This is a genomic window from Vibrio sp. 10N.286.48.F5, from assembly GCF_041469785.1.
Taxonomy (GTDB): Bacteria; Pseudomonadota; Gammaproteobacteria; order Enterobacterales; family Vibrionaceae; genus Vibrio; species Vibrio crassostreae_C.
The window spans coordinates 447586-462707 of the sequence record NZ_JBFRLG010000004.1; the positions used below are offsets into that span (position 1 = coordinate 447586).

18 protein-coding genes are annotated in these 15122 nt (G+C 43.0%); 12 read left to right on the forward strand and 6 right to left on the reverse strand.

Annotated elements, in window-relative coordinates; all coding sequences use genetic code 11:
* Positions 1–114 precede the first annotated feature (114 nt).
* The 12 genes from AB4185_RS04810 to AB4185_RS04865 all read left to right on the forward strand — a co-directional run bounded on the left by AB4185_RS04810 (position 115) and on the right by AB4185_RS04865 (position 8129).
* Positions 115–846 carry a lysine/arginine/ornithine ABC transporter substrate-binding protein gene (locus AB4185_RS04810; RefSeq protein WP_054546341.1) on the forward strand — a complete coding sequence of 244 codons (732 nt, stop codon included), beginning with the start codon at positions 115–117 and terminating at the stop codon, positions 844–846.
* Positions 847–849: 3 nt separating this feature from the next.
* Positions 850–1536, forward strand: coding sequence for an arginine ABC transporter permease ArtQ (gene artQ / locus AB4185_RS04815; protein ID WP_017061822.1), 687 nt, complete (start codon positions 850–852; stop codon positions 1534–1536).
* Positions 1533–2201: an arginine ABC transporter permease ArtM gene (gene artM / locus AB4185_RS04820; RefSeq protein WP_372135010.1), complete on the forward strand. Its 669-nt coding sequence runs from the start codon at positions 1533–1535 to the stop codon at positions 2199–2201. The genes artQ and artM overlap by 4 nt, the downstream gene beginning before the upstream one ends.
* A gap of 311 nt (positions 2202–2512) precedes the next feature.
* Positions 2513–3544, forward strand: coding sequence for a DUF5677 domain-containing protein (locus tag AB4185_RS04825; RefSeq protein ID WP_372106276.1), 1032 nt, complete (start codon positions 2513–2515; stop codon positions 3542–3544).
* Between the two features lie 144 nt (positions 3545–3688).
* The gene (locus AB4185_RS04830; protein ID WP_372058637.1) at positions 3689–4114 is read left to right on the forward strand and encodes a hypothetical protein; all 426 of its coding nucleotides are present in this window, start codon (positions 3689–3691) and stop codon (positions 4112–4114) included.
* A gap of 641 nt (positions 4115–4755) precedes the next feature.
* Complete coding sequence (locus AB4185_RS04835) at positions 4756–4962, forward strand: hypothetical protein (RefSeq protein WP_372135012.1); 207 nt, start codon at positions 4756–4758, stop codon at positions 4960–4962.
* Positions 4959–5450 (forward strand): ATP-binding protein, encoded by a 492-nt coding sequence (locus AB4185_RS04840; protein ID WP_102333314.1) that lies wholly within the window; start codon positions 4959–4961, stop codon positions 5448–5450. The genes AB4185_RS04835 and AB4185_RS04840 overlap by 4 nt, the downstream gene beginning before the upstream one ends.
* A 198-nt stretch (positions 5451–5648) precedes the next feature.
* Complete coding sequence (locus tag AB4185_RS04845) at positions 5649–6071, forward strand: hypothetical protein (RefSeq protein WP_102333315.1); 423 nt, start codon at positions 5649–5651, stop codon at positions 6069–6071.
* A gap of 26 nt (positions 6072–6097) precedes the next feature.
* Complete coding sequence (locus tag AB4185_RS04850) at positions 6098–6550, forward strand: hypothetical protein (protein ID WP_102333316.1); 453 nt, start codon at positions 6098–6100, stop codon at positions 6548–6550.
* Positions 6551–6654: 104 nt separating this feature from the next.
* The gene (locus AB4185_RS04855) at positions 6655–7059 is read left to right on the forward strand and encodes a DUF1801 domain-containing protein (RefSeq protein ID WP_102320222.1); all 405 of its coding nucleotides are present in this window, start codon (positions 6655–6657) and stop codon (positions 7057–7059) included.
* Between the two features lie 194 nt (positions 7060–7253).
* The gene (locus tag AB4185_RS04860) at positions 7254–7535 is read left to right on the forward strand and encodes a hypothetical protein (protein ID WP_017059577.1); all 282 of its coding nucleotides are present in this window, start codon (positions 7254–7256) and stop codon (positions 7533–7535) included.
* A 78-nt stretch (positions 7536–7613) separates the two neighbouring features.
* A complete protein-coding gene (locus tag AB4185_RS04865) occupies positions 7614–8129 on the forward strand; it encodes a GNAT family N-acetyltransferase (protein ID WP_102333317.1) in 516 nt (171 codons plus the stop codon).
* A 253-nt stretch (positions 8130–8382) separates the two neighbouring features.
* On the opposite strand, the gene AB4185_RS04870 is transcribed toward AB4185_RS04865, so the two are convergent.
* From AB4185_RS04870 to AB4185_RS04895, 6 genes are all read right to left on the reverse strand, one after another.
* Positions 8383–9042, reverse strand: coding sequence for a sugar transferase (locus tag AB4185_RS04870; RefSeq protein ID WP_017063903.1), 660 nt, complete (start codon positions 9040–9042; stop codon positions 8383–8385).
* A 9-nt stretch (positions 9043–9051) separates the two neighbouring features.
* Positions 9052–10239, reverse strand: a complete 1188-nt coding sequence (locus tag AB4185_RS04875; RefSeq protein ID WP_017059581.1) for a glycosyltransferase family 2 protein — start codon at positions 10237–10239, stop codon at positions 9052–9054.
* Entirely contained in the window at positions 10236–11336 is a 1101-nt protein-coding gene (locus tag AB4185_RS04880; protein ID WP_017070860.1) for a glycosyltransferase, read from the reverse strand. The genes AB4185_RS04875 and AB4185_RS04880 overlap by 4 nt, the downstream gene beginning before the upstream one ends.
* 430 nt (positions 11337–11766) lie before the next feature.
* Positions 11767–13191, reverse strand: coding sequence for a Wzz/FepE/Etk N-terminal domain-containing protein (locus tag AB4185_RS04885; protein WP_017063900.1), 1425 nt, complete (start codon positions 13189–13191; stop codon positions 11767–11769).
* Complete coding sequence (locus AB4185_RS04890; RefSeq protein WP_017059584.1) at positions 13188–14306, reverse strand: glycosyltransferase; 1119 nt, start codon at positions 14304–14306, stop codon at positions 13188–13190. The genes AB4185_RS04885 and AB4185_RS04890 overlap by 4 nt, the downstream gene beginning before the upstream one ends.
* Positions 14299–15084, reverse strand: coding sequence for a DapH/DapD/GlmU-related protein (locus AB4185_RS04895; RefSeq protein ID WP_372135014.1), 786 nt, complete (start codon positions 15082–15084; stop codon positions 14299–14301). Before AB4185_RS04895 ends, AB4185_RS04890 begins: the two co-directional genes overlap by 8 nt.
* Between the last annotated feature and the right edge of the window lie 38 nt (positions 15085–15122).

A 15122-nucleotide genomic window follows, 5' to 3' on the forward strand; every position in this document is an offset into this window, starting at 1 on the left:
CACTTATTAAAAGAAAGTTGACTCACTAGATCTAGCTAAACACAACATCAATTAAAACAATCAAATTATAAGAATGGCCACAGGCCGCTATTACACAGTATTCGGAGTAACAAAATGAAAAAGATTCTACTAGCTTCACTTATCGGCCTTGCTTCTTTTAACGCAGCAGCTCAAGAAGAAATCAAATTCGCGATGGAAGCAACGTACGCACCATTCGAATACATGGATGAGAACAACCAAATTCAGGGTTTTGACGTAGACTTAGCAAACGCACTTTGTGAAGAGCTGAAAGCAACGTGTACTTTCCACAACCAAGCATTCGATAGCTTGATCCCTGCACTTAAATTCAAACGTTACGATGCGGCTATCTCGGCAATGGACATCACAGAAGCGCGTCTTCAACAAGTGAACTTCTCTAACGCATACTACGACAACTCTGCAGCATTCATCTCTTTCGAAGGCAAAGTCGCAGACCAAGCAGCACTAGAAGGCAAGCGTGTTGGTGTTCAAAACGGTTCTACTCACCAGAGCTTCCTACTTGAGCAAATGACTGGCGTAACAGCGGTACCTTACTCAAGCTACCAAGATGCATTCATCGACATGAAGAACGGTCGTATCGATTCTGTATTCGGTGACACAGCCGTTGTAGCAGAATGGTTCAAGAAAGAAGACAACCTAACGTACGTAGGCGACCAAGTAACAAACCAAGAGTACTTCGGTAACGGCTTTGGTATCGCAGTAAACAAGAGCAACCAAGAACTTGTAGACCAGCTTAACGTTGCACTTGCAGCAGTGAAAGCGAACGGCGAATACGACAAGATCTTCAACAAGTACTTCGGTAAGTAATTTATGGAATTAACGGGTTACTCTTTAGGGCTCGTCGAAGCAAGCTGGATGACTGTTCAGCTTGCGTTCGTAAGCCTATTGGTTGGATTGGTTCTAGCAGTTTTGTTTGCAAGTGGTGAGATGTCTCGTCGTATTGCAATCAAATGGCCAACGACTGCATTTGTGACGATTGTTCGTGGTTTACCAGAAATTCTGGTCGTACTGTTTATCTACTTTGGTTCGACACAAGTTCTGTTCATGATCACTGGCGACTTCATAGAAGTGAGCCCGTTCTTATCTGGTGTTGTTGCACTGTCACTTATCTTTGCTTCTTACGCTTCGCAAACCTTGCGTGGTGCTTTGAAAGCAGTAAGCAAAGGGCAGAGAGAAGCAGCAAGCGCACTTGGTATTTCTCAGTCTCGTGCATTCTTTCGTATCGTGTTACCTCAAGCGGTAAGACACGCACTACCAGGGTTAACCAACCAATGGTTAGTGTTACTGAAAGACACTGCATTAGTTTCGCTAATTGGCGTAACAGATTTGCTGAAACAAGCACAACTAACATCCGCTGCAACGCACGAAGCATTTACTTGGTACGCGACAGCAGCAGCAATCTACTTGGTCATCACTTTAATCACACAAAGATTGGTAAAAGTGATTGATGGTAAGTTCTCTATTCAAGGTTTGGGTAACAAAGGGGCAATGGCATGAATCAACAATACCTCTCTCAAATGCTTGAAGGCTTAGTGACCAGTCTTCAACTTACAGGCGCTTCATTGCTGGTTGGTTGTATCTTGTCACTGCTGATGACGGTAACGCTAATCCTAAGAATACCTGCGATTCACTGCTTAACACGTGGCATCATCACGCTGTTCACCGGCACACCATTGTTGGTGCAGATCTTCTTGGTCTATTACGGCCCGGGGCAGTTCGATTGGATTCGTGAAAGCTTCATGTGGACTTGGTTAAGCCAACCTTGGTTTTGTGCAATGTTAGCATTAGCTTTGAACACTGCCGCATACAGCACGCTACTGTTCAGAGGCGCATTCAACGCCATTCCAGCAGGGCAGTGGGAAGCGTGTCGTGCACTAGGTATGGACAAAGTAGCAACGCTTAAAGTGTTACTGCCATATGCACTACGCCGCGCCGTTCCAGCTTACTCGAACGAAGTGATTCTAGTCTTCAAAGGTACGTCACTGGCAAGCACCATCACCATCATGGACTTGATGGGCTACGCTCAGCGTATCAACGGCCAAACCTACGACACGCTAACCGTGTTCGGCATTGCTGGCGCATTCTACTTAGCAGTAAACGGCATACTAACGCTGATCTTCCGTCAGGTAGAGAAGAAAGCCCTCGCATTCGAAGCCGCGTAAGCTAGCCACAAACAAATTTAATTAACGTATAAAGCCTGCCATTTATGTTCGCATAGATGGCAGGCTTTTTTGTGTTTGGGGTATGTGTAGTGGTACTGTTTTTATATCTAGTAGAGCGGGGTTTTTGCGAAATTCATACTATATAGAAATATTCTGCATTTTGTCATTCAATGAGTCTATCTATGTTTTAAGTCACTGAATTGCTGTGATTAATCGTGGTAAATTAATATGCATATGAAACTAGATAGAATGATTCTGTATTTGAATGCAGAATTTTTCAGTCTAATAGCTGTTATGAATCAGGGAGACTTATGAGCACTATTCAAGAACAATTCGAGAAGTTCATTGAAGATTTGATTGCCGAAAATCCAGATAAAGCTAAAGATTTGGATATAGAAATGCTAATAGCAGATATAACACCTGATTTCGTAGATGCAATAGGTGCATCATTGGCCAGTTCGATGCCAGAAATGCTTTCAAATCGCAGGTATGACTACAATTCATTTGCTGATAGGAACGTTGACAGGTGGAAGTCAGGCTTTGATCTTCTAGAAACTCATATCGTGATTTGTACTGAAGCAGGTGAAACCTTAAACTCTGAACATCGCCCTCAAGCAGCGGAACAAGGAGATTTGGTATTTGATCTTTTAGTTCGTCATCATGCGAGAGCCTGCCACATCGCAAATGAAATTTTATGCTTAATGAAAAATGGTTTCCCTGATGCAGCGCATTCACGCTGGAGGGCGTTGCATGAAGTGAGTGCTACTGCATTGTTTATCGCTAAACATGGTCAAGAGTGTGCAGAAAGATTTTACTTTCATGATGTTGTGGATTCCTACGATGCCATGAAAGAGCACCGGAAATATGAAAGCAGACTTCAAGCAAAAGCACCAACAGACACAGAAATACAAGAAGTAAAAAAGGTCTACGATGACCTAATTAAAAAATACGGAAAAGGTTACTCAGGACACTACGGATGGGCCGCTTATTTGTTTCCTGCGCATAATCGTGTTGGCTTTGGTGCAATTGAAAAAGACGTTGGTCTTGAGCACTTACGTCCTTACTATAAATGGGCAAGCCAAAATATTCACGCTGGCTCAAAAGGATTAAGAAATCGTTTAGCTCTCGAAGAATGTGAAGAAGATATATTAGTTGTGGGGCAGAGTAATTCGGGGATGACTGACCCTGCTCATGCGACTGCAATTAGTCTACTTCAAGTGACGAGTGCGTTACTTATGTTAAGACCGTCAATGGATGCAATTGTAATGATGCAAATTGCAACATGCTATTCAGATGATATTGGTAGTGAGTTTCTCAAGTTGTCGAGAAATTCTGATTCATAACAAGCAATTTAAGAGGGATTCCCAACGCTTGGCATTTTTGCTTTTACTCCAGTTTTAGTGTTTATGGCACAATGCTGAATCTTTGTATTGCTAAGCAAGTTAATTGGGAGTCATGCGCTACTCCAACTTGAGAAGGTAGTACAAGTGGAAACTAGAGTTAAAAAGTCGGTTCGGTATCTTACCTTGGGTATTCTTATCTACCCGTTTCTTTACATGATACTCAATTTTATTATCCCGATTCTAATGGCGATTTTGGGCGAAGTTGGTCGCTCGTTAGTTGAAATTCTTGAATATTTCACTTGGTTTATAATGCCTTTTTTTTCGGTGCTCTATTTGTTAGCTTTCTATCATTTTTCACCCATGTTAGGTAAGTGGCATCAATGGGTTGGGTATGCTTTGGTTTTTGCCGCTGTGCTAATGGAAATAGCGATGCCCTGGATGGAATCTGGTCTGGTGTTTAAGACAGCATCTTTTCTATGTCAGCTTTTCGAGATAGGCATTTTGGTTAGTTGCCTGTTCGTTTTTAGCAATAAGTTGAGGCCAAATTCTGAGCTTGGAAGTAACGTATAGCAAGTCTGAGCCTCATCTTACTAGATTGGAGGGCTTATTATCCATCCGAGCTGTTCAAGAGTGATTCACAACACACGGCATTTTAACTATGCCTTTGTATTAGCCATTTAAGAAGTATAAGGCTGCTTCGGCATTGCGTTACTCCGCCCTGAACAGGGCGCACCACTCATCGTGGTGAAATTCATATTTCATCCCCATTTCAGGGTAAATCGAGACCTATTTCCTTGCCTGAAAAATGAGCAAAAGTAGTATGTGCTTTAGAACTCTACTTCTAGTCAATTTTTCAGGTAATACGTGAATATACTTCTTATCATACCTACAGTTTTTTTAGCTAAATTTATTGGTTTGCAAATGGGATTCACCTATAACCTGTTTTCAGATCCGTTCAGTCTTAAGCTTGCTCTGATTGACCTTAGTTTATTTGTCTTTGTCGGTGCGGTTCTTAGTTTTATTTACGACAAGATCAAACATGCACTCAAGAACGTCAGGAAAAATTAGCCCGACATAGCATTTAAGACTAATGCCCAGCGCTGTTGTTTTCGGCTTACTTCAATCTCAGTGTTTATGTAACAATGGTTTAAGGTCTGGTCATAACGTCACTCACACCTATACATAGTGTTGCTTTCTACGAGGGAATGAACATGAAACAAGGAATTTTAAAGAATCTGAAGTTGGCATTAGGTGTTGGTTTTGGTGTTGCCATTCATCAGTACTTTTTTATGACGGATGGTGCGTTTGATTTCTATCGACCACTTGTGGCTTTTGCTTTTACGTTTGTAGTTAGCAGTATTGGTACACTTCTAAAAGAAAGAATCATGCGTAACAAGGAGACTAATGGAGCATCATGACTAAAATCTACTTCGTATGTGGCTTTATTGGCTCAGGTAAAACTACTTACTCGAAAGCGCTTGCAGAAAAGCATGGCGCCTTTCGTTTCTCAATCGATGAGTGGATGATTCCTTTGTATGGCGAGCATATGGAGCGTGAGGTTTTTGATAGCCGGCTGGCTACGTTACAAGGTTTATTCAAGGACTCTGCAATGCAGCTCTTTTCTTTGGGTGTCCCTGTGATTTTTGACTTTGGTTTTTGGCGTGAGTCTGATCGGGATTCTTTTACAAGCTGGGCATCAAACCTAGGTGTGGACAGCGAAGTTCACTATCTTGATGTTCCGTTTGAGACTTGCAAGGAGAGAGCATTCAGCCGTAACTCGGAACTGAATGGTAGGTCTTATGAAATGACACCTGAAATGTTAGATCTGTTTTGGTCTTGGTTTGAGGTTCCAACTTCAAACGAAAATGTTGTTTGGGTTCAACAGGAAGCTCAAAAAGGTATGTAGTTAGGCGCGCAGGTGAGAGGTGTTTTTGTTATCTAGCTTGTGTTCTAAGTCTTCCGTTACATTGGGTTTATGAAAGTCTGAGTCGTCCATCGAATAGTAGAGTAACAAGGGCATTTCTCATGCCGTATTTTTGGTAATTAGTTCTTCCTGTCGATTATCGAATTTGTCCTAAACCCACTATTAAGGCAGGGAACCCCAATGAATAGAACGCTATGGTTCGCACTCATTTCGCTTTTGTTTTCAATGACAATGGTATTTTGTACATACAGTTATGGCATAGAGAGCCACGTTGAAGTAATTACACTCACTTTAGTACTGTCTGGCCCTCTGATTTTTACATTTGCGCTTGTTGTCATTTTTTGTGGCGCACCAGTTATTAACAAGTACAAGTTACTTGGAACCATCGCAATTTGTGTGCATGGATTTACAGCCTCACTGCATGTGCTGTGGAACGGTTTTATGTTTGTCGATGTGATTAATAAACAAGGCTTAGGTCCGGGACAAGGTTATTCTGGTTTGATACTTTGGGTTGGTAGTATCAAGGCGATGCTACTTGGTTTGGTTGTGGGAGTATGCCTGCATTACTTGCTACGATTTTTTAGAAAGGCTGCAGTAAGATAACTGTTGGCTAGTTAGTTGATTGTTCGTTGTCTATAGGAGTTGCCACTGTGTTTTATAGTAAGGAATCCAACAAGGGATTGCTGCTCATCCTTGTTGCGATAAGTGCTTTCATTGTCGTTACCTCGGATAATAACCCTGGGACATTAATCGCTCACGCCATCAATGGTTTAATTGCTTTGCTCTTTTTCTCCATGACAATTGAGGTTAAAGACAATGTACTAAGCTGGTATTTCGGCTTTGGTTTTTGGCGTAAGAATGTAGAAGTGTCAGACATTACAGAGACATCGTTTTATCAAAGCAAGTGGTATCAAGGTATTGGTATCCGAATGCTGAGCGATGGTTGGTTGTATAATGCATCGATAGGTTCAGCGCTTAAGTTAAGCCTAAGCAATGGAAAGCATGTTTACATTGGTTGTAAGGATACGGACGGTTTAAAGCTGGCGTTGAAAACCGCTAACGAACAGATAACGCAAAAGTGATTTACGAGGCTTGGCACTTTTCGTTTTGAGTTGGACTAATTTTTAAGGCTGTATGCTTTAAGTGAGCTGCATTTTAATATCTCAACAAGTGGATCGGAGGTTCAATGGACCAAGCAATCAAAACACATTTCGACGAGTATCCCGATGATGTTCGAGCTCGGCTTGAAGAGTTGCGTTCATTAATCTTTGAGCTTTGCTCTGATTTGGAACTAGCTGAAGTCGAAGAGTCTCTGAAATGGGGCGAGCCGAGTTACAGCGTTAAGACGGGCAGCCCAATTCGAATCGACTGGAAATTGAAGTCACCAAACAACTATTACTTGTTCTTTAACTGTCAAACGAAGCTAGTCGACACATTCAGAGAATTGCACGATGGCACATTGGTATTTCAAGGTAATCGGGCAATCGTCTTGAACCTAACTGAACCACTTCCCAAAGCACCAATCAAGCAGTGCTTAGAGTTAGCCTTAACTTATCAACAACGAAAACATCTACCGCTTCTTGGCGCGTAATTCTTATGTGTTGTCATTATATTTCTTAAACAGGTTTTCTGTGTTCTAGCTATCACTCTTTAAAGTGCTAAGACTGTACCATCTTGATTAGTATCAAGAGGCTAGGGAATCTCTATAACCAACGCTGATTGTATTGCTTACCGTTTAAAAAGGTGTTCTAGTCACCTTGTATTTCAAACTTAAAAGGAAGTTGTATGAATTTAGATAAAGCCAAAAAACGTATCGCAAAGCAGGTTAAAAAAGGCGACCACGGATACCCAAAAATCACGTTAGCGTATTACGGGACGACCAAAGATCTCGCAACGGAAGTCGCGGTTCAATTTATGCTGGGTGAGGGCGATGGTGTTCAAGAAGAGCGTTTTTCTTGTGAAACCGAAATCCGAGATAATGAGTTAGTTCAAACGACGTTACTCAAGATAATCGAGCGAGCAAATGTTAACTCAGTGATTGAAGTTGAAGGCGTGGCTGTTCTTTAGTTTGCTTTAGCCTGGAAACGAAGCCAACACGAGAACTCAGGTGTATAATCCACATTTTTATCAAATTGGGCAGGACACATGGCGATCTCGTTTGAAACTCAAAGACTAAAAGTAGAAGAAGTCGCAGGTGAACTTACTGTTCCTGAACGTTCGGCTCTGCTTGAGCGAGTACCTGGCATTCTAATCCCGTCAGTCGTTGAAAACCTTCCACCATACTTTCATGGTATTGTGTCAGGTGAGCTGGCTGAAATTTGGCTCGACCGAATGTTGTCGGAGAGCCGCTTACTTCAAGTGAAATCCAACGATAATCAATTAATTGGTTTTCTGTTCGCTTATGTAGAAGACGAAAGTGATGCTCATATTGGCTACTTGCTTGCAGAAGAATGCTGGGGCAAGGGTTTCGCGAGTGAGTTATTGCAGAGTTTCATCACAGAAGTCGCAAAAACCGAGTCATGGTCCACACTGATTGGCGGTGTCGACCGTTCAAACATAGCCTCTACACACTTACTTAATAAGCTAGGTTTTGTTGAGCAAGCCTCTGACGAAAGTGCCGTGGTTTTCTATGAATATAAGCTTTCTCGTCTTAACTCTTAATTCTTAACTCTGAGCTCTCAGCTCTTAATTTCTAATCCCTAACTCAAGCCACATCTGCGTTATACATTCATTGCCAATGTTTACGTCAATTGATAGGGAAGAAACCTTATTACACCATTCAACTGAGAGCCGAGAGCAGCGAGTCTAGTTAACGTGGGCTAATTCGGCACTATGTGTTTCATTAGCGACTTTCCAATCGCCCCCTAAGGCTTTATAGAAAACAGGCTTTGTATCCACATTAGACCATACTGGTTTAGCGACCTCGACCATCTACCATTACGATGATTGTTTTAGAGATGATGCTGAGATCAGCGGCAATCCAAGACTTAACCGAACATAGGCTTAGTGCATAACTGTGGTCAAAACCTACTTTACGACGTACATCATCAATACAGGTGTCGTAACCTTGATTTACTTGTGCAAGCCCTGTAATACCAGGCATTACACCGTATGTGCGGTCGGCAAAGTAAGGAATTTCGTTCTCTAGTTTGGTGTAAAAAGTAGGGCGTTCAGGGCGCGGGCCAATTAGAGACATTTCACCTTTCAGTACATTGATCAGTTGTGGCAGTTCATCAAGACGTGTCTTTCTCAAAAAGCGGCCAACAGGCGTGATTCGTGGGTCATTCGCGGTAGCCCAAACTGCACCAGAGCGAGTTTCTGCATCCTCGTACATGCTACGGAATTTCATGATCTCAAAGATTTCCATTTTCTCCGGTGTCGATTTACCAACGCGCAATTGACGGTAGAAAATAGGGCCACGAGAAGTGAGTGCAATCGCCATCGCAATCAACGGAAATACGGGCGCTAGCAAAATCAAAGCAATCAGTGAGCTTACAAAATCGAAAGTACGTTTAGCACGTGAGATTTTGTATTGGTATAGGTTTTGGGTAGATAGCTGTTCGATGTTCATCATAATAAGTCCTTAATGATTTGCTCGTGTCCAAGGTGAGTTTTCTAGTCCGATTAGGTAACGAATGCCACCAATGAAGTTGGCGTAGTGTCCAACTATCAAATAAGAGATTAATGAAATAGGTTTGTTTACTAGACGCTTTGGCAAGATGCAGCCAAGGACGCCAATGGTATAAACGGCAACTTGAGCCCATAACAGCGCTTCAAATACCAAGTAGTTGCTAAGTAAGATTGAGCACACTAAGCACACAATCATTAAATAGGGAGTGAGCAGGCGAAGTCCTTTTCCTGAAAAGAACGCAAACGCGATGCCTTTAAACTTCGGGCTGAACAAGGCAAATAATCGAATCGCTTGTTGCATGTTGCCCGCTGAAATACGAAGTCTTCTTTTGAAGTCTGTTTCTAGGTTCGATTCTTCTAGCTCTAATGCCACCATTTGGGTTTCGTATTCTGCGATGTAACCTTGTTTAACGATTTGCATCGGTAAGATGAAATCATCATTAATAGTGTTGAGTGGAAGCAGTTCAAACAGGTGTGTTCTAAACAAGTAGAAAGCGCCATGAGAACCCAAGCTAGAACCTAACGAAGCCTCAGACTCTTTAACCGCGGTTTGGTACTGCCAATACGTGTTTTCGCCTTCATTGCCTGTTGGACAAAGTTGATACGTTGCGTTTACCACTCCAACCTTGTCACTTTCAAAATGAGCGGCAGCTATAAGCAAAGCATCCAATGAAATAAGGGCAGAAACATCACTCATCGCCGTGATATCACTGGTTATACGTGTCACTTCTTCATTAACAACCGCGACTTTACCTCGGTTTACTTGATGGTCATGTATCTCAAAATAGACATCACTGCACATCGCTTCTTGTATGGTCATTTGTGCAATGGCGACTGTGTTATCAGTGCAACCATCGCAAGCGATAATGACTTCCAACTTCTTTTTTGGGTAATCGAGTGAAGCAAGGTTACGAATCTTGTCTGCGATCCACTGTTCTTCGTTAAATGCAGGAACAAGAACGGTGATGGTCGGCAACGTGCAATCTTGCTGTTCCTCTTTGTAGCAACGATGACTCTCTTCAACTTTGCGTGCGGGGTGGCTTTTCGCATACCAACGCAGTAACAAAGGGTAGGCTGCGTGATGATAGACAATCAACGCACCTGAAAACAAACAAAGTCCCGCAAGCAACCAATCAATCATGCGTAAGCTCCTTCTGATATATCGTTGTAAGACGAAACCATTTTGATGATGTCGAAGTTTTCGAGTACGTAACGACGAGGTGACAAAAAGCGTTCATTTTGCTTTTCTAATAGCGCACTAGCTAACCCCACAATGCTGCCGCTTTTGACGAGGGCGCCGCTGACTGGACATAAGGTTTCATCGACGGCACCAACGTCCATTGCGACGGTTGGAATATTGCATGCTTGAGCTTCAAGTGTAGAAAGCGGCAGCCCTTCGTGGCGTGAAGGTAGGCAGAACGTATCCAACGCTCCGTAAAACGTGGTCATGTCTTCAACTAAGCCAAGAAAAATCACTCGGTCACTCAGATTCAACCGGCTAGTCAGTTGCTCTAGTTGATTGCGTTTAGTACCGCCGCCAGCCAATGCGACAACCATGTTTGCAGGTAAAAGAGTCAGTGCTTTAATAAGTTGGTCTTGGCCTTTGACATGTTCTAGTCGACCTGCACAACCGATGATGTGTTTGTCTGTCGGCAGGTTTAGTTTTGCTCTCGCGTGTTCTTTCGACATTGGCTTAAACTTCTCACAATCAACGCCATTTTTGATGGTAATGATGTTCTCATAAGAAAAAGCAGTGCGTAGTTGGTTATAAACACGTGTCGCGTCGGCAACTAACGTTGGTTGCGCAGCTTTTAAAGCAAGCGCTTGTAATCGACGACGTTTGTTGTTGTTCAGATGCCAAGCGTCATGTTCGGTATGGATTCGAGTTGGAACCCCGGTTACGCGAGCGGCATAACCAGCGTATAACAGTGGGCCAATATGATGGGTATGAACCACATCAGGGCGAATCGCGTTGAAGGCTTTAATTAGCTTAATAATGATATTGAATTGTACGCCTGGTGCTTTATCCAAAAAGACGATTTGCTTTTTGTATGGCTCTAGCTTCGGCCAGTTGTTTATAGACTCTTGTTTAGTACCCTCTAAACTGACAATCAACACTTGGTCTGTTGGTTTAGCAAGGCGGAGCAAATCCAGAGTTAGGGTTTCTAATCCACCCGGTGCAAGGTGCTGAACAACGTGTATGATCTTTTTGCCATGCTTCGTTAAATGCGTATTCATAGTTTGGACCCTGCCTTTATAATTGTTGTTTCGCCTTTCTGACGTTTCTCTTGAAGTAACTTCTTTAAAACGTTTAACTACACAAGGAGATTGCAGGAGTTGTGCCAATTAAATAACCGTTATTTTTCAGTTGTTTAGATTGTTTAATTCTAGGGCAGTTTTCATTTCTCAAAATGGGAATCAAAACAAAATACAATTGAATGGCAGTTTGAATCATAGGGCTTGGGTAAATCGAAAGTAGCATTAGAACTTGGGGCTCTAAATAAACAAAACGCCAACCGAGTGTTGGCGTTTTGCTCTAGGATGCACGAAACTAGAAAGCTAGAAAGCTAGAAAGCTAGAAAGCTAGAAAGCTAGAAAGCTAGGAAGCACGAAGCTAGGAAATTAGAAAGCTGTGAATCTAGCAAGTCAAAAATGGCTTTGAGGCTGACTAGCTCATTTTAGGGATCACCGTTATCACAGGGACACCCAAGATATCTTCGATTTCGTCTTTGCGTTTGATTGAAGAATCAAACAGTTCAAACAATACCGCTAAACCAATACCCAGTCCGATACCTGCAACGAATCCAGCCAGAATAAAAACAAAAGTCGGCATGTTAGATTTGACACTCGGTGTGAAAGGCAAATCGATAATCTTCACACGTTTGTTTTGCTCAAATACACCAAGCGAACCCGTTAGTTGAGCCATTTCATAACGCTCTGTCAGTTCATCATATAGTTGACGTTTGATTTCAACTTGACGTTTAAGGCGGTACATCTCTTTTGCATTTTCGCCGAAGTTATTGGCCTTGTGTTCTAATTCAAAAATCATAGTTCGAAGGCTTTTGGTCTCTTCAGTTAAAGACTCAAAGCGAGCACGAACCAGCTGTAGGCTGTGTAATTGAGTGACCAGAAGAGGTTGGGTATCAGAAAGTTTGTTCAGTGTCGTACTACTTGCGATGTCCCAAAGCTGGTCGCTGTTCATCGTTGGCTGGGTTACCTCGAGCAAACTCTTACGTTCATTCTCTAGTCTGTCTAGCTCACGCACTTTAGCTTGCACAGCACTGTGCTTGTCCGTGTATTTAGCTTGTAACAAGGTTAGGTCGCTACGAATGTCGATGATCTGGTCTTCTAATTTACCGATCACAGGGTTGGTTCTTGAAAGTTGTTGGTCGATTGACCCTAAACTTTTTTCGACACCCGATAACTCGGCCTCTTTTTCTGCCAGTGTTTGTTTGAGTGAAGCTAAGCGATTCAAACTTTGGCTCTGTACCTCAGGCGTCGAATGAACATTCTCATTCATGTATGCAGCTAGCGCTTCTTCTGCTTCTGCAAGCTCTGCGCTACGTTTGTCGATATGGATTTTCAAGAAGTTACTTGAATCTTCAATCGATGAACGTTCCGGTGCGAGTAACTGTTCAATGAAATGTTCACTTACCGAGCGCAGCGTCGCTTCCATTCCATTTGGTGTGTTCGACGTTAGACTTATCTTTAGAAAATCTTTTCCAAGCTGAGTCACCGTTAGACGTTGAGACAGGTCAGTAATGATCTCTTGTTTCTCAATTTCAGGCATATCTGGCGTGGTTAATTGCAGTTCATCAGCGACCGAGTAAAGCACATGTCGACTGTGAAGCAGTGTTCTCAATGCGTTAAGTCGATCTTTGAGCATCGTCGAAACGGCAATGTCTTCCAAGAATGGATTCATCTTGGCCGTTTCTTGAATCAACATACTGGTATGCGCGTCATATTTAGTTGGAGCCAACTTGCTCACACCAAAGCCTACAAAGGGCAAAATAAGCATTGGCAGAACGATAACGTAGCGTTGGCGCCACATCGCATTGATGATGACTAATAACCGCAATTTCAGATTATTCATAATAGCTCCAACATCCAATGTACAAAGTTACCACGGTTCTGCCAGCTCTCTTGTTCGACGACAGAGATAGGTGAGTTGCTTAGCTCGCGTGCATGATCAAGCGCCCAAATCATTTGGTTGGCACTGCCAACCGTGGTTACGTGCCCTTGATATGGAACCAAAGCAGGGAACGGTGTTGTGATAATGGGTGTGCCCGCCGCAAGGTATTCCATTAGTTTGAGTGGGCTACACGCTCGGATCTGCTCGTTATCAACAAACGGCAACAAGCTCACATCCCAGTGTTGAGAATAGCTTGGTAGCGTGTGGTGTGGACGAGGGCCAAGGTAATGTACGTTACTCAACTTAGGCAGCATGAGCGTATCAAGCTCGTTTGGACCTATGAAAACAAAGTCCCATTCCGGCATCGCATTCGCAACATGATCAATCATTTCATAATCAAGCCACTTAGAAAGGCTGCCATAAAAACCAGCAATAGGGCGGTGGTTGCTTGGTAAATCTTTTGCTCTTGGTGCGGGTGTTGAAAATAGGTCTACGTCGACACCATGTGGTAGCAAGTGCGCTTTATGCTTTGGAAATTTATCCATCAATTTTTTGCTAGCCGCGAATATAAGCGTTGATTTTTCGATTAGCTCTGATTCGTGCTGTGCAACGGTGTCATGATCAACACCAGCCAGCGCGCTAAAATCATCACCGCAGTAATAGACCACAGATGACTCGCCTAAGTGTCCGCACAAATCAACAGCGGTCGGAAGAGAAGTCCATAGGATAGGCGCGTTAAGATTAAGCTCTGCAATAACCGGTTTTAGTTGGTGCAACATCATTTGCTGAGCCAACTTTCTAGAAAATTTAGAAGCAGGCGCAGGGATTGTCTTTAAGTTAACGATAGTAATGTTGTCGTGTCCCTCAGAGTCGAGCATGTTTTGAGTTACGGCCTTGGTTTTACCAAACAACTTGTTGAACGCTCGGCTAACATCTTTGGCGGACAGCTTCGGTTGTCTTAAGCCAATTGAGTTGACCCATAAGACTTTGTGCTGCTTAGCAAGGTGACGAACTAAATGTTGAGTCGATGAAGGTAGGCCACCAAAGTCTTCACCAAATACGATTAAATCACGCATGGTCACCTCCATGAGTCTCTAACGAATCGAACATATCGGATTCTGTCACTTCAACGGGTTTGATGTGACCGACAACTCGAGCTGGGTTGCCACCTGCGATTGCGAAGGCAGGAATATTCTTTGTTACTACGCTGCCTGCGGCTATTACGGCACCTTCGCCGATGGTTACGCCACCTTTGACCGTCACATTCGTGCCCAACCAAACATCGGGTTCAAGAATGATGTCACCGATTTGCTGAGGGTCGTCACCTTCACCTAGCGCTCGGCGTTTTGCATCAAGCGGGTGTCCAGAGTATCCAAATAGAAAAGCGCCGCCTGCGATTCGTACGTTGTCAGAGATAACGACTTTACCGCCAACAGCGATAGTCGACTGCCAACCAATGTCGACGTTGTTGCCAATCGACAATAGTGGGTGTTCCAAGCCTTCAAGTTGTTGAGTACAACCAGAGAATGTCGTGTGGCCAGAGATACGGCAGTTGTCGCCAATCGTAATTTGCACCGGACCGCTGACGAAAGGCAGTCCACCATACAAATACAGGCGTTTGCCACATTGAGCCACACGACCTTTGAAAGCCGGAGTCCAGTAAAAGAATCGCGTAAAGCCAGAAACCAAACTCACCACTAGCTTGTGCGCTTGATATAGGCAGCGATTAAGTACTTGAGGGGTAGGTAGCTCTGCGCTTCTGATGTCTTTCAAAATGAAAAACACATTTCTAATTCGAGAATTAGGATGAAACTTAAGCCAATGTTTGAATTGATGTATAGATACTGACGTCATAATGAAAATCCTCTGTTTTGTTATATAGAAGTACTTTC

Bases quoted from the DNA above. Each gene is read 5' to 3' on its own strand.
- AB4185_RS04810 (WP_054546341.1), top strand. From the start codon at position 115: ATGAAAAAGATTCTACTAGCTTCACTTATCGGCCTTGCTTCTTTTAAC.
- artQ (WP_017061822.1), top strand. From the start codon at position 850: ATGGAATTAACGGGTTACTCTTTAGGGCTCGTCGAAGCAAGCTGGATG.
- artM (WP_372135010.1), top strand. From the start codon at position 1,533: ATGAATCAACAATACCTCTCTCAAATGCTTGAAGGCTTAGTGACCAGT.
- AB4185_RS04825 (WP_372106276.1), top strand. From the start codon at position 2,513: ATGAGCACTATTCAAGAACAATTCGAGAAGTTCATTGAAGATTTGATT.
- AB4185_RS04835 (WP_372135012.1), top strand. From the start codon at position 4,756: ATGAAACAAGGAATTTTAAAGAATCTGAAGTTGGCATTAGGTGTTGGT.
- AB4185_RS04840 (WP_102333314.1), top strand. From the start codon at position 4,959: ATGACTAAAATCTACTTCGTATGTGGCTTTATTGGCTCAGGTAAAACT.
- AB4185_RS04845 (WP_102333315.1), top strand. From the start codon at position 5,649: ATGAATAGAACGCTATGGTTCGCACTCATTTCGCTTTTGTTTTCAATG.
- AB4185_RS04855 (WP_102320222.1), top strand. From the start codon at position 6,655: ATGGACCAAGCAATCAAAACACATTTCGACGAGTATCCCGATGATGTT.
- AB4185_RS04860 (WP_017059577.1), top strand. From the start codon at position 7,254: ATGAATTTAGATAAAGCCAAAAAACGTATCGCAAAGCAGGTTAAAAAA.
- AB4185_RS04865 (WP_102333317.1), top strand. From the start codon at position 7,614: ATGGCGATCTCGTTTGAAACTCAAAGACTAAAAGTAGAAGAAGTCGCA.
- AB4185_RS04870 (WP_017063903.1), bottom strand. From the start codon at position 9,042: ATGATGAACATCGAACAGCTATCTACCCAAAACCTATACCAATACAAA.
- AB4185_RS04875 (WP_017059581.1), bottom strand. From the start codon at position 10,239: ATGATTGATTGGTTGCTTGCGGGACTTTGTTTGTTTTCAGGTGCGTTG.
- AB4185_RS04880 (WP_017070860.1), bottom strand. From the start codon at position 11,336: ATGAATACGCATTTAACGAAGCATGGCAAAAAGATCATACACGTTGTT.
- AB4185_RS04885 (WP_017063900.1), bottom strand. From the start codon at position 13,191: ATGAATAATCTGAAATTGCGGTTATTAGTCATCATCAATGCGATGTGG.
- AB4185_RS04890 (WP_017059584.1), bottom strand. From the start codon at position 14,306: ATGCGTGATTTAATCGTATTTGGTGAAGACTTTGGTGGCCTACCTTCA.
- AB4185_RS04895 (WP_372135014.1), bottom strand. From the start codon at position 15,084: ATGACGTCAGTATCTATACATCAATTCAAACATTGGCTTAAGTTTCAT.